The sequence below is a fragment of the Nocardioides sp. HDW12B genome (assembly GCF_011299595.1).
Lineage (GTDB): Bacteria > Actinomycetota > Actinomycetes > Propionibacteriales > Nocardioidaceae > Marmoricola_A.
Window position 1 is genome coordinate 1,315,758 of the sequence record NZ_CP049867.1, and the last position, 12,766, is coordinate 1,328,523.

At 73.5% G+C, this 12,766-nt stretch carries 10 protein-coding genes; 7 read left to right on the forward strand and 3 right to left on the reverse strand.

Going from position 1 to position 12,766, the window contains the following annotated elements; all coding sequences use genetic code 11:
* The first annotated feature begins 38 nt into the window (after positions 1 to 38).
* Genes G7072_RS06200 through G7072_RS06230 form a run of 7 tightly spaced genes read left to right on the forward strand, consistent with a single transcriptional unit; the run spans position 39 to position 7,035 of the window.
* Positions 39 to 944, forward strand: a complete 906-nt coding sequence (locus tag G7072_RS06200) for an ABC transporter permease (RefSeq protein WP_240917171.1) — start codon at positions 39 to 41, stop codon at positions 942 to 944.
* Positions 941 to 1,786, forward strand: coding sequence for an ABC transporter permease (locus tag G7072_RS06205; RefSeq protein ID WP_166084742.1), 846 nt, complete (start codon positions 941 to 943; stop codon positions 1,784 to 1,786). The genes G7072_RS06200 and G7072_RS06205 overlap by 4 nt, the downstream gene beginning before the upstream one ends.
* Positions 1,786 to 3,591, forward strand: a complete 1,806-nt coding sequence (locus G7072_RS06210; RefSeq protein ID WP_166084744.1) for an ABC transporter ATP-binding protein — start codon at positions 1,786 to 1,788, stop codon at positions 3,589 to 3,591. The genes G7072_RS06205 and G7072_RS06210 overlap by 1 nt, the downstream gene beginning before the upstream one ends.
* A 7-nt stretch (positions 3,592 to 3,598) precedes the next feature.
* Complete coding sequence (locus G7072_RS06215) at positions 3,599 to 4,768, forward strand: serine hydrolase (RefSeq protein WP_166084745.1); 1,170 nt, start codon at positions 3,599 to 3,601, stop codon at positions 4,766 to 4,768.
* The gene (locus tag G7072_RS06220; protein ID WP_166084746.1) at positions 4,765 to 5,652 is read left to right on the forward strand and encodes a 3-keto-5-aminohexanoate cleavage protein; all 888 of its coding nucleotides are present in this window, start codon (positions 4,765 to 4,767) and stop codon (positions 5,650 to 5,652) included. Before G7072_RS06215 ends, G7072_RS06220 begins: the two co-directional genes overlap by 4 nt.
* A gap of 1 nt (position 5,653) precedes the next feature.
* On the forward strand, positions 5,654 to 6,592 hold the full coding sequence (locus G7072_RS06225) for a 3-hydroxyacyl-CoA dehydrogenase NAD-binding domain-containing protein (RefSeq protein WP_166084747.1): 939 nt from the start codon (positions 5,654 to 5,656) through the stop codon (positions 6,590 to 6,592).
* Complete coding sequence (locus G7072_RS06230; protein WP_166084748.1) at positions 6,589 to 7,035, forward strand: thioesterase family protein; 447 nt, start codon at positions 6,589 to 6,591, stop codon at positions 7,033 to 7,035. The genes G7072_RS06225 and G7072_RS06230 overlap by 4 nt, the downstream gene beginning before the upstream one ends.
* A 54-nt stretch (positions 7,036 to 7,089) precedes the next feature.
* On the opposite strand, the gene G7072_RS06235 is transcribed toward G7072_RS06230, so the two are convergent.
* The 3 genes from G7072_RS06235 to G7072_RS06245 all read right to left on the reverse strand — a co-directional run bounded on the left by G7072_RS06235 (position 7,090) and on the right by G7072_RS06245 (position 12,746).
* Entirely contained in the window at positions 7,090 to 7,455 is a 366-nt protein-coding gene (locus G7072_RS06235; RefSeq protein WP_166084749.1) for a hypothetical protein, read from the reverse strand.
* A gap of 149 nt (positions 7,456 to 7,604) precedes the next feature.
* Positions 7,605 to 11,000, reverse strand: a complete 3,396-nt coding sequence (locus G7072_RS06240; RefSeq protein ID WP_166084750.1) for an error-prone DNA polymerase — start codon at positions 10,998 to 11,000, stop codon at positions 7,605 to 7,607.
* Positions 11,001 to 11,177: 177 nt separating this feature from the next.
* The gene (locus tag G7072_RS06245) at positions 11,178 to 12,746 is read right to left on the reverse strand and encodes a DNA polymerase Y family protein (RefSeq protein ID WP_166084751.1); all 1,569 of its coding nucleotides are present in this window, start codon (positions 12,744 to 12,746) and stop codon (positions 11,178 to 11,180) included.
* Positions 12,747 to 12,766 lie beyond the last annotated feature (20 nt).

The following is a 12,766-nucleotide window of genomic DNA, read 5'->3' on the forward strand; positions in this document are numbered from 1 at the left end:
GCCGGCGGTTGCTCCTCGCCCTGCTGACCCTCTGGCTCGTGTCCGTCCTGGTGTTCCTCGCCACCGCCACCCTGGGTGACCCGGTGCGGGCGATCCTCGGACGCGACTACAACTCCAACCCGGGCCGGGTGGCCGAGCTCGAGCAGCTGCTCAACACCGACGCGAACGTCGTCTCGCGCTACTTCGACTGGCTCGGCGGGCTGCTGACCGGCGACCCGGGCGTCTCCCTGGCCAGCGGCCAGCCCGTCGGCGAGCTGATCTCGGACAGCGTCGTCAACTCCGCGGTCCTCGTGCTGCTGTCCGCGGTGGTGATGATCCCGCTCGCCTTCGGCCTCGCGATGGTCTCCGCCCACTACCGGCGCCGTCGACCCGACACCGTCATCCAGACCGTGCTGCTGGCGATGGCCGGACTGCCCGAGTTCGTCATCGGCGTGCTGCTCATCGCGCTGCTGGCGACCTCGGTGCTCACCGTGCTGCCGGCGGTGACGATCACCTCGCCGACCGGGAGCCCGTGGGACAACCCCGACGTCATGGTCCTGCCGACGTTGACGCTGGTGCTGTGGGTGACGCCGTACGTGTCGCGCATCGTCCGCGCGTCCCTGCTCGAGGTCATCGACAGCGACTACGTCGAGCTCGCCCGGCTCAAGGGCATCCCCGAGAAGGTTGTGATCCGCAAGCACGCGCTCCTCAACGCGATCGTGCCGGGCATCCAGGTCGTCGCGCTGCAGCTGGCCTTCCTGGCCGGCGGCGTCGTGATCGTCGAGACGCTGTTCTCCTACCCCGGGGTGGGGCTCCAGCTCGTCGACGCGGTGCGCAACCACGACGTCGCCGTGGTCCAGGCGCTGAGCATGATCATCGCCGGCGTCTACGTCGTGGTGAACCTGGTCGCCGACCTGCTGTCCATCCTGCTGACCCCCCGAGCGAGGACGGCGATCTCGTCATGAGTGCACCGGAAGCAGCACCCGCGGAGCCGTCGACGTTCCGCAAGGCCCTGCGCCAGAAGCGCTTCACCGTCGGCCTGGGGATCACCCTGCTGCTGGTGGCCTTCGTGGTCGTCGCGCCCTCCCTGGCACCCTTCGGCGAGAACGAGACGGCCGGCCCGCCCTACGGCAAGGACGGCTTCCTCGGCACCGACTACCTCGGTCAGGACGTGCTGTCGCGCGTCATGCACGGGGGGCAGGAGATCCTCCTCATCGCCGTGGGCGGCACCGTCCTCGGCATGGTGCTGGGCATCGCGGTCGGCATCGTCGCGGCGTACGCCGGCGGGTGGTGGGACGAGGTGATCATGCGTCTCAACGACGTCGTGCTCTCCTTCCCCCAGATCCTGCTGGCGCTGGTCGTGCTCACGGCGATCACCCAGCCGTCCGCCTGGATCCTCATCGCCCTCGTCGGCATCTCCCACGCACCCCGTGTCGCGCGGCTGGCCCGCGGCGTCGCGCTCGGCATCGTCGGCCGCGACTTCGTGATCGCCGCCGAGGCACTGGGCGAGAAGCGGACACGCGTGATCCTCGCCGAGGTGCTGCCGAACATGAACGCCCCGCTGCTCGCCGAGGGCGGGCTCCGGCTCACCTACTCGATCGGCCTGGTCGGCTCGCTCGGCTTCCTCGGCTTCTCCACCGACCCCGGCGCCGCCAACTGGGGCCAGATGATCCAGGAGAACCGGTTGGGGCTGGCCACCCAGCCCTGGGCGGTCCTGGCCCCGGTGCTCGTCATCGCGATCTTCGCCATCGGCACCAACCTGATGGCCGACGGCATCGCCCAGGTCGCCCAGCGAGGGGACTCCTGATGACCGCCACCGAGCACGGGGCCGTCCCCGCGGGCACGCCGACCGGCGGGCTCGTCGTCGAGGACCTCGGCGTCGTCCTCACGGGCCGCGACGTCGACGTGGTCGACGACATCGACCTGGTGCTGCGACCCGGCGAGGTCGTCGGCCTGGTCGGCGAGTCCGGCTCCGGCAAGACGACGGTCGGCACGTCGCTGCTGGGCTACTCCCGCGCCGGGGCGACGATCGCGGCCGGCCGGGTGATGCTGGCCGAGCGTGACGTGCTGTCCATGCACTGGCGCGAGATGCGGCAGGTGCGCGGGCAGGAGATCGCCTACGTCCCCCAGGACCCGGCCTCCGCGCTCAACCCGAGCATCCGCATCGGCAAGCAGATCGTCGAGCTGCTCGAGCTGCGCGGCATCGGCACCTCCGAGTCCCGGCTCAAGGCCGCGCGCGAAGGCCTGGCCGAGGTGGGCCTGCCGAACGACGACGCGTTCCTGCGTCGCTACGCCCACCAGCTGTCCGGCGGTCAGGTGCAGCGCGTCGCCCTGGCCATGGCCTTCCTGCCGAAGCCCAAGGTGCTGGTGCTCGACGAGCCGACCACCGGCCTCGACGTGACCACGCAGGCGATGGTGCTCGCCACCATGGCCGAGCTGTGCCGCGCCCACGGCGTCAGCGCGCTCTACGTCACCCACGACCTCGCGGTGGTCGCCAATATCGCCGACCGGGTGGCGGTGATGTACGCCGGACAGATCGTCGAGCTCGGACCGAGGGACGCGGTCTTCGCCGACCCGAAGCACCCCTACACGCGTGCCCTGCTGGACTCCATCCCGCACCTGAGCCAGGCACGGGCGCTGACCGGGATCCCCGGCCGCACCCCGGCGCCGGGAGCCCGCCCGGGTGGCTGCCGCTTCCACGACCGCTGCTCCTTCGCCGTCGACGCCTGCCGCAGCGAGGTGCCGCAGCTGGCGACGGTGGGCACCGACCACGACGTGCGGTGCATCCGGGTGCAGGACATCGGTCGCTGGGACATCTCCCGCGGCACGGTGCCCGACGCCGACCCGGACAAGGCGCGCGAGATCATCCTGTCGATCGAGAACCTCGACGTCTTCTACGGCCGCGGCCATGTCGTGCACGACGTCAGCTTCGACCTCGCCAAGGCCGAGGTGGTCGCGCTGGTGGGGGAGTCCGGCAGCGGCAAGACCACGATCTCGCGCTCGGTCGGCGGCCTGCACAAGGACTGGACCGGGTCGATCTGCCTCGACGGCGAGCCGCTGGCGAAGGGCGCCCGCCGTCGCAGCGCGCTCGACCGCAAGCGGGTGCAGTACATCTTCCAGAACCCGTACCTCTCGTTGAACCCGCGCCTGACCATCGAGCAGATCGTCAAGCGGCCGATGGAGCTGTTCGGCATCGCCTCCGGCAAGGAAGCCACCGACCGCGTCGTCGACCTGCTCGACCAGGTGGCGCTGGGGCCGACGATGCTGCGCTACCAGGCGAGCCGGCTCTCCGGCGGAGAGCGCCAGCGCGTCGCGATCGCCCGGGCACTGGCCGCCGAGCCGGACGTCATGGTCTGCGACGAGATCACCTCGGCGCTCGACGTGTCCGTCCAGGGCTCGATCGTGGCCCTCCTCGAGGGCCTGCGCCTGCAGCGCGGGATCAGCCTGCTGTTCGTGACCCACAACCTGGCCCTGGTGCGCTCGATCGCGGCGCGGGTCGAGATCCTCCAGCACGGCAGGATCGTCGAGTCGGGCCCGGTGGTCGACGTCATGGACAACCCGCGTGAGGAGTACACCCGCACGTTGCTGAGCAACAGCCCCCGGATCGACTGAGGGGACCGTGCCGGCCTCGCCCCCGGGCCCGCTGCTGTCCCGCCTGCGGTTCACCGACCCGCAGGGGGACGCCGACTGGCGCCACGTCGTCGTGCCGGCGTCGCGCGCCCGTGCCCTGCCGAGCGCTCCGGGACCCTCGCTCGCCCCTGCCACCGCCCTCGAGATCGCCGGGGCGGGGACCACGTGGACGCTCGACGCGTGGCTCGAGGAGACCTGGACGACGTCGCTGCTCGTCCTCGACGGCGGGGCCGTCGCGCACGAGTGGTACGCCCCCGGCCTCGGACCACGGACGTGCTTCCTCGGGGCGTCGATGACCAAGTCCGTGCTCGCCCACCTGGTCGGGCGGGCCGTGACGGCGGGGGAGCTGCGCGTGGAGGACGAGGTCCGCGCCCTCGTGCCCGAGCTGGCCGGCAGCGGCTACGACGGGACCCGCGTGCTCGACGTGCTGACCATGACGACCGGGGTCGACTGGGTCGAGGACCACCGCGACCCCGACTCGCTCGCCTCGACGCTGCTCACCTGCTTCGCCGAGGGTGGCGACTCACGCGCCCTCCTCGGGCGGGTGCGCCCCGGGGTGGTTCCCGGCACTCGGTGGTCCTACTGCACCGCCGACTCCCAGGTGCTCGACTGGGCGCGCGAGCGGGCCACCGGCCGCACCTTCGTCGAGGACCTGACGTCGCTGTGGGCCGACCTGGGGTGCGAGGACGACGCGGTCGTGGGGGTCGACGGCCACGGGGTGGCGCTCGCCGGCGGAGCCCTGGCCGCCACCGCCCGCGACTGGGCCCGGATCGGGCGGCTGGCGGCCACCGGCCGCCCGGCCGGTGCCGACGACCAGGCCCTCCACGACCCCGCCTGGACCGCGGACGCGGCCCGACCGGCGTACGCCTTCACCGCGCCGGGGCGGCTGCCCAGCAGCATCTGCGGCCACGTCGGCTTCGGACGCCACTGGTGGCCGCTCGACGACGACGGGCGGCGCGTGGCCGCCGACGGCAGCCGCGGCCAGCTGGTCGCGGTGGACCGCGGCACCGGTGCGGTCGTCGTCAAGACCTCGCAGTGGCCGTACGGCGACCCGTGGGCGGACCGCCACTTCCGTGACCTCAGCTACCTCGGGCTCCAGCAGCTGCTGGACGCCCTCGACCCGCACGACGATCCCGTCGAAGGAGTGACGCGCCCGTGAACCGCAACGTCATCATCACCTGTGCCCTGACCGGAGCCGGGGACACCACGTCCCGCTCGGAGCACGTGCCGGTCACCCCCGAGCAGATCGCCGAGTCCGGCATCGCCGCCGCGCGGGCGGGGGCCGCCATCGTGCACATCCACGTGCGCGACCCCGAGACGGGCCAGGGCTCGCGTGACGTGGCGCTCTACCGCGAGGTCGTCGAGCGGATCCGGGACTCCGACGTCGACGTGGTGGTCAACACCACCGCCGGCATGGGCGGCGACCTCGTGCTCGACCCGCACCACCCGACGTCCTTCGTCGAGGGCACCGACCTCGTCAGCGGTGTCGAGCGGCTGGCGCACGTGGAGGAGCTGCTGCCCGACATCTGCACCCTCGACTGCGGCAGCCTCAACTTCGGTGAGGGCAGCCTGGTCTACGTCAGCACGCCCGACATGTTGCGCGAGGGCGCCAAACGCATCCAGGAGCTCGGCGTACGCGTCGAGATGGAGATCTTCGACACCGGGCACCTGTGGTTCGCCCGCGAGCTCGTCGCGGAGGGGTTGGTGGACGCCCCCGCGATGTTCCAGCTCTGCATGGGCATCCCGTACGGCGCCCCCGCCGACGCGGCGACCCTCGCCGCCATGGTCAACCAGCTGCCCGAGGGGGCGGTCTGGGCGTCGTTCGCCCTCGGGGCGATGCAGATGCCGTGGGTGGCCCAGTCGATCCTGCTGGGCGGGCACGTGCGCGTCGGGCTCGAGGACAACCTCTACCTCCGCAAGGGGGTCAAGGCCACGAACGCGCAGCTGGTCGAGCAGGCGCGCACCATCATCGAGGCGATGGGGGCCTCGGTCGCGACGCCGGACCAGGCCCGCGAGATCCTCCGGCTGAAGCCGCGGGGCTGAGGTGCGACCGGCTCCCGAGGACGTCCGCACCGTCGTCTGCGCCGGCGCCGGCGTCATCGGCGGCGGGTGGGTGGCCTGGTTCCTGGCGCGGGGCTACCGCGTCGTCGCCTGGGACCCCGATCCCGCGGCGGAGGACCGGCTGCGGCACCTCGTCGACGCGGCCTGGCCCGCCCTGAGCGAGCTCGGCCTGGCCGACGGCGCCGACCGGGCGCACCTCTCCTTCGAGCCCGACCTGGCCACGGCCTGTGCGCAGGCCGACCTGGTGCAGGAGTCCGCCCCGGAGGACCTCGCGCTCAAGCGCCGTCTGCTCAAGGAGCTCGACGCCGCCACCCCGGCCGACGTGGTGATCTCGTCCTCGACGTCGGGCTACGCCATGACGGAGATGCAGGTCGACTGCGCGCAGCCGGGTCGCACGGTGGTCGGGCACCCCTTCAACCCGCCGTACCTCATCCCGCTGGTCGAGGTCGTGGGCGGCGAGCTCACCGACGCCGACGCGGTGACGTGGACGGCCGACTTCTTCCGCCTCGCCGGCAAGTCGGTCATCCAGATGGACCGCGAGGTGCCGGGCTTCATCGCCAACCGGCTCCAGGAGGCGCTGTGGCGCGAGGCGCTGCACATGGTGGCGGCGGGGGAGGCGACCGTCGAGCAGATCGACCTGTCGATCACCGACGGTCCCGGCCTGCGCTGGCCGCTGATGGGGCCGCTGCTCACCTTCCACCTGGCCGGGGGACAGGGCGGGATGGCGCACATGCTCGACCACTTCGGCCCGTCGCTGCTGTCGCCGTGGACGCGTCTCGAGGCGCCCGAGCTCACGCGCGAGCTGCGCGACGCCGTGGTCGACGGCTGCGAGCGGGAGGCGGGCGGGCGCACGATCGACGACCTGGTGGCGGAGCGCGACCGCGGTGTGATCGCGGTGCTGCGGGCGCTGGGCCGGGCGTGACGACGGTGGCACCCGTGGTGTGGCGCGAGCCGGTCCAGGACGCCTGGGTCGACTACAACGGACACCTGTCGGAGGCCTACTACGTGCTGGTGCTCGGCCACGCCACCGACGCCGTGATGGATGCGGTGGGGCTCGGACCGGACTACCGCGCGGCCCAGGACGCCTCGCTCTACACCGTCGAGGCGCACGTGCGCTACCTCGAGGAGGTGCCCGCTGGCAGCGGCCTCGAGGTCCGGTCGTCGGTCATCGGGGTGGCGCCCAAGCTGCTGTGGATCTGGCACGAGCTGTGGGTCGACGGCCGGCTGCGCGCCACCGAGGAGGTCCTCGGCGTGCACGTGCGCGGCGGCTCGTCGGCGCCGATGCCCGACGACGTCGCGGCCCGGGCCCGGGCGTTCCTCGTCGACCCGCCCGCCGAGGCGAGCGGCCGCATCCGCCCCCTCTGACCCGGGCCGGTTCCCGGGCACTCCCCGCGGGTGCGCCCGTGCCGGGGGTGACGGTCAGACGGTGACGGCGGCAGCCTCGCGGTTGCGTCGTGCGGTGCGGAAGGAACGGACGGCCAGCGCCAGGAACACGCCGGCGACGACCACGGTGCCGACCTGGGCGACGGCGGCCCAGCCCTCGGAGCCGCGGCCGATCAGCGAGCCGAGGCTGCCGAGGATCGCCAGCAGCGACAGGGCCGCGGCGGCGTGCATGAGGTGGTGGTTGACCGCGGGCCTGGCCGTGCCGGCGATCCCGAGGACCAGGTAGACCGCCCCGATGAACGCCGGGATCAGGGAGGTGACCGAGTTCGAGTCGGACGCGACGGTGACCAGCACCCCGAGAGCGATGAGGGCCAGTCCGGTGACGATCGAGATGCGTGACATGCCCCCATTGTGCCGGGGCGACCGAGCCCGTCACGACCGCTGAGGTGTGATCCCGCCCTCCTTCGGGATCGTGTGCACGTCGAGCCACCAGGTGGCTCCCGGAGCACACGATCCGACGTCCCGCCGCCGGCGGGCGGGCGATCCGCCCCTCAGCGGAAGTCGCGCGACGACGCCCGCGCCTGGAGGACGGCGCCGGCGCCCGCCACGACGACGTCGATCGGCTCGACCCGGTCGGCGACGAGGTTGGTGACGCCCTCGTTGCGCTCGAGCCGACCGCGCACGACGACCGCGACCCGATTGCGGGCGGCTTGCCGGTGCGCCTTCATCACGCCGATGGAGCACACGACGTTGAGCATGCCGGTCTCGTCCTCGAGGTTGAGGAAGGTGACCCCCATGGCCGTCCCCGGTCGCTGCCGGTGGGTGACCAGACCGCCGACGTGCACGCGCCGCCCCGACTCGGTGCTCTCGAGCTCGGCGATGGAGCGGACCCCGGCGCTGCGCAGCTGCTGCCTCAGGTGCTCGACGGGGTGTCGCTCGGGCGAGACACCGGTGGCCCAGAGGTCGGCCAGGGTGATCTCGGCCTCGCTCATGCCCGGGAGAGCGGGGGCCGCGGGGGCCGGCGTGGTGCCGGGCAGGTGGTGGGCGCTCTCGGCGAACCCGGCCTGCCAGAGCGCCTCGCGCCGGTCGAGCCCCCACCCGTCGAACGCACCCGCGGTCGCCAGCGCCTCGAGCTGGGCGGAGGTCAGGTCGGCGCGACGCGACAGGTCGGTGACGCCGGTGAACGGTGCCTCCGTGCGCGCGTCGACGATCCGCTGCGCCACCTCGGCCCCGATGCCGCGCACCGAGTCGAGGCCGAGCCGTACGGCGAGCGCGCCGTCGCGTCGGTGGGCCGGCACCGGGTCGGGTGTGCCGGGCACCCATTCGACCCGGTCGAACCGGGGCCGGCAGCACCCGCCGAGCCCCGTGGTGGCGACAGGTTCGGTGCCGGTCGCCTCGAGGTCGGCCTGCGCGGCGGAGCGGTCGATGTCCGGCCGCCGTACGTCGACCCCGTGCCGTCGGGCGTCTCCCACCAGCGACTGCGGCGAGTAGAAACCCATGGGCTGGTTGCGCAGCAGCCCGGCGAGGAACGCGGCCGGGTAGTGCAGCTTGAACCACGACGACGCGTAGACGAGCAGCGCGAAGGACAGGGCGTGGGACTCGGCGAAGCCGAAGTTGGCGAAGGACAGGATCTTCACGTAGATGGAGTCGGCCAGGTCGCCGGTGATGCCGCGACGCTCCATGCCGGCGTACAGCTTCTGCTTCACCGACTCGATGCGCTCCACCCCGCGCTTGGAGCCCATCGCCCGGCGCAGCAGGTCGGCGTCGTCGCGGCTGCAGTCGCCCAACGTCACGGCCATCGCCATCAGCTGCTCCTGGAACAGCGGCACCCCCTTGGTCCGCTCGAGCACCGGCACCAGCTCGGGGTGGTCGTAGGTGACCTCCTCCTGCCCGGTCGCGCGCCGCACGTAGGGGTGCACCGCCCCGCCCTGGATCGGGCCGGGGCGGATGAGGGCGATCTCGATGGCGAGGTCGTAGAACTCGCGCGGCCGCAGCCGTGGCAGCGTGCCGATCTGCGCGCGGCTCTCCACCTGGAACACCCCGATCGAGTCGGCGCGGCACAGCATGTCGTAGACCGCCGGCTCCTCCTTCGGCATCGTCGCGAGGTCCCAGCGCTCCCCGAGGTGCCCGGCGACGAGCCGCATCATGTGGTCGAGCGCGCCGAGCATCCCCAGCCCCAGCAGGTCGAACTTGACCAGGCCCATCGACTCGCAGGCGTCCTTGTCCCACTGCAGCACGGTCCGCTTGTCCATCCGGGCGCGCTCGATGGGACAGACCTCGCCGATGGGCCGCTCGGTGAGGACCATCCCGCCGGAGTGGATGCCGAGGTGGCGCGGCGCGCCCATCAGCTCCTCGGCGAGCGCCACGACCGGGGCCGGCACGTCGTGGGCCGCCGGGTCGCCCTGGTCGCCGGCCACCACGGACTTCCAGCCGTCGATCTGCTTGGACCAGGCGTCCTGCTGGCCGGGGGAGAAGCCCAACGCCTTGGCGGCGTCGCGCACCGCCATCCGCGGTCGGTAGGCGATGACGTTCGCCACCTGGGCGGCGTTGCGACGCCCGTAGGTGTCGTAGACCCACTGGATGACCTCCTCGCGGCGGTCGGAGTCGAAGTCGACGTCGATGTCGGGCTCCTCGTCGCGGTGCGCGGAGATGAAGCGCTCGAACGGCAGCCGGTAGAAGACGGCGTCGACCGCGGTGATGCCGAGGGCGTAGCAGACCGCCGAGCTCGCCGCGGAGCCACGGCCCTGGCACAGGATGCCGCGCTGGCGGGCGAAGGCGACGATGTCGTGGACGATCACGAAGTAGCCCGCGAAGTCCTTCTCGGCGACGACCCCCAGCTCGTGCTCGAGCCGCTCGCGCGCCTCCTGCTCGTGGGGGACGCCGGCGTAGCGCTCGGCGAAGCCCCGCTCCGCGAGCACGCGCAGCCACGAGTCGGCGCTGTGCCCTTCCGGGATCTGCTGCTTGGGCAGGGCGGGCGAGGCCTTGCGCAGGTCGAAGGCCAGCTCCGTGGCCAGGCTCGCGCTGCAAGCGACCGCGCCGGGGTACGCCGCCAACGCGGCGGCCGTCTCCGCCCCGCTGCGCAGGTGGGCCGAGCCGGAGAGGTCGAGCCAGCCGTCGAGCTCCGCGAGGCTGCGCCGCGACCGCACGGCCGCCATCGCCGAGGCCAGCCGGTGCTTCTGCGGGGTGGCGTGGTGGACGTTGCCGGTCGCGACCAGGTCGAGACCGTGGACGCCCGCCAGCCGCGCCAGCGCGGCGTTGGTGGTGTCCTCGCCGGGGCGCGGCGACAGCTCCACGACGACATTCCCGAGCCCGAACAGCGACGTCAGGCGGTCGAGCGCCTCGGACGCCGCGCGCTCGCCACCGTTCGCGAGCGCCTGCCGGACCGCACCCTTGCGGCAGCCGGTCAGCACCACCCAGTGGTCGCGCCCGCGCTCGGCCAGCTCGTCCAGGTGGTAGACCGGGCGCCCCTTCTCATCGCCGCGCAGGTGGGCGTCGGTCATCGCCGCGGCGAGCCGGTGGTAGCCCTCGACCCCGCGGGCCAGCACCAGCAGGTGGCTGCCCTCGGGGTCCGGCACGCCGTTCTGCGGCCCGCTGAGACCCAGGGACAGCTCGGCGCCGAAGACCGTGGGCAGGTCGTACGCCGCTGCCGCCTCGGCCAGCATCGGGGCGCCGTAGAAGCCGTCGTGGTCGGTGATCGCCAGCGCGGTGAGCCCGAGCCGGACCGCCTCCTCGACGAGCTCGGCCGGCGAGCTGGCCCCGTCGAGGAAGCTGAAGTGGCTGTGGCAGTGCAGCTCGGCGTACGGCGTGACCTGGGCGGGTCGCTCGATGGACCGTGCCGAGGTCGCGGCGTGCTTGCGACGCGACACCGGGGCGTCGTCGGCCCCGGGCAGCCCGCTGAGCCGTCTCTCGAGCTCGGCCCACTTCATGGTGGGGTTGTTCCACCCCATCAGCGCGCCCCTCCCCGGTGGTCGAGCAGCCGACGAGCGCAGCGAGGAGCGTCATCCCGGTGGTCGAGCAGCCGACGAGCGTGATCCCGGTGGTCGAGCAGCCGACGAGCGCAGCGAGGAGCGTGATCCCGGTGGTCGAGCAGCCGACGAGCGCAGCGAGGAGGTGTGTCGAGACCCTCAGTCATACGCCGCCTCCAGGGACCAGCCCGCGGGGTGGCGCAGCAGCAGCCAGGCGCGGCCGTCGGCGCCGACGACCTGGAAGCGGGCCGACCGGCCGGCGCCTCCGGACCACCAGCCCTCGTCGGTCGGCCACGGGCCGGCCCAGGCGGTCACCGGTTGCCACGGGAAGGCGGCGCCGTCGACGCGGAAGCGCCGGGGCTCCCCGGTCACGACGCCGCGCTCGGTGACGCACACCTCCTGGCCGGCGTCGTCGACGACCTCGGCGGCCGGGGGAGTGGCGAACACCCGGACCGGGGCCGGTCCGGGCACCCGACCCGGCCAGGGCCGGTCGAGCGGACGCAGGTCGACCGCGCGCTCGCCCCACGGCACCAGCGCCTGGCGCACCGCCGGGCTGCGACCGCCCTGGACCACGGGGCGGAGGACGGCGTCGAAGCCGACCATGCCCTGCACCCGGGCCACGCCCCGCTCGACCAGGTCGTCGGACGCGCTGCCCCACAACGCCTCGCCGTGGGCGGCGGCCGACTCGACCACCTCGGGCACGAACCGGACGAGCTCGATCGGGGCGCGCACCGAGCCGGACTCCTTGCGGGCGCGCAGGGAGCCGCCGACGTCCGCCGACTGCAGCTGCCAGTGCACCCGGTCCACGAGGTCGCGGGCACCGAAGTGACGCGGGTGCAGCCAGGACCGCGAGGAGCAGACCACGCCGTCGGACTCGGCCTCGACGCGCACCCCGGTGGCGACGAGCTGGCGATGGGCCAGCTGGGCGACGAACCGCTCGGCGGTGGTGCGCACGCTGAAGGTGATGGCCTCGACGGAGTCCAGCGCGGGCTCGAAGGACACCTGGGCCTCGAGCTCGGGCGGGGGCGTGCGGGCGTTGAACAGCGCGCGGTCCTCGCCGCGGGCCCGTCGCCGTACGACGGCACCGTAGGCGCCCAGCCGGTGCTCGACCGCCTCGGCCGGCAGGTCGGCGAGGTCGCCGAGCGAGTGGAGCCCGAGGCGTTCGAGGAGGCCGACCAGCTCTCGGCCGCGGGGCCCGTCGTCGGCCAGGACGTGGACGGGTCGTTCGCGCAGGAACGTGGCCGAGCTGCCCTCGGGCACGACCACCCACGCCTGCGAGTCGGCGGTGCGCGCGGCCTGCTCGGCGGTGAAGAGGTCGTCGGCGATGCCGATGCGCACGTCCCAGACGCCACTCTCGACCAGGGCCTGGCTGACGGTCGCGGCGGCGTGGGTCTCGCTGCCGTACCAGCTCCCGGGCGCCCGTACGGCGAGCAGCCCCGGTCGGAGCGCGGCCACCCCCGGGCGCAGGTCCTCGACGGTGGCCAGGACCGGCTCGAAGGCACGCGCGTCCCGGTCGGGGTTGGCCGGCAGCAGCACCAGCTCCGGGCACCGGGCCTGGGCGTCGCGGCGGCGGTGGCCGCGCCGCACGCCCTCGGAGCGGGCCGGGCCGTTGCAGACCTCGACGACGTTGGCGTGCAGCACGGCGGCAGGGGAGCGCGGCGACGCCCCGGCCTCCTCGAGCGCGGCGACCACCGACCAGTCGGGGCACCAGACGACCATCACCCTCATCCGGGGCTCGTCCCCCGACT

Bases quoted from the DNA above. Each gene is read 5' to 3' on its own strand.
- G7072_RS06210 (WP_166084744.1), top strand. From the start codon at position 1,786: ATGACCGCCACCGAGCACGGGGCCGTCCCCGCGGGCACGCCGACCGGC.
- G7072_RS06240 (WP_166084750.1), bottom strand. From the start codon at position 11,000: ATGGGGTGGAACAACCCCACCATGAAGTGGGCCGAGCTCGAGAGACGG.
- G7072_RS06245 (WP_166084751.1), bottom strand. From the start codon at position 12,746: ATGAGGGTGATGGTCGTCTGGTGCCCCGACTGGTCGGTGGTCGCCGCG.
- G7072_RS06205 (WP_166084742.1), top strand. From the start codon at position 941: ATGAGTGCACCGGAAGCAGCACCCGCGGAGCCGTCGACGTTCCGCAAG.
- G7072_RS06235 (WP_166084749.1), bottom strand. From the start codon at position 7,455: ATGTCACGCATCTCGATCGTCACCGGACTGGCCCTCATCGCTCTCGGG.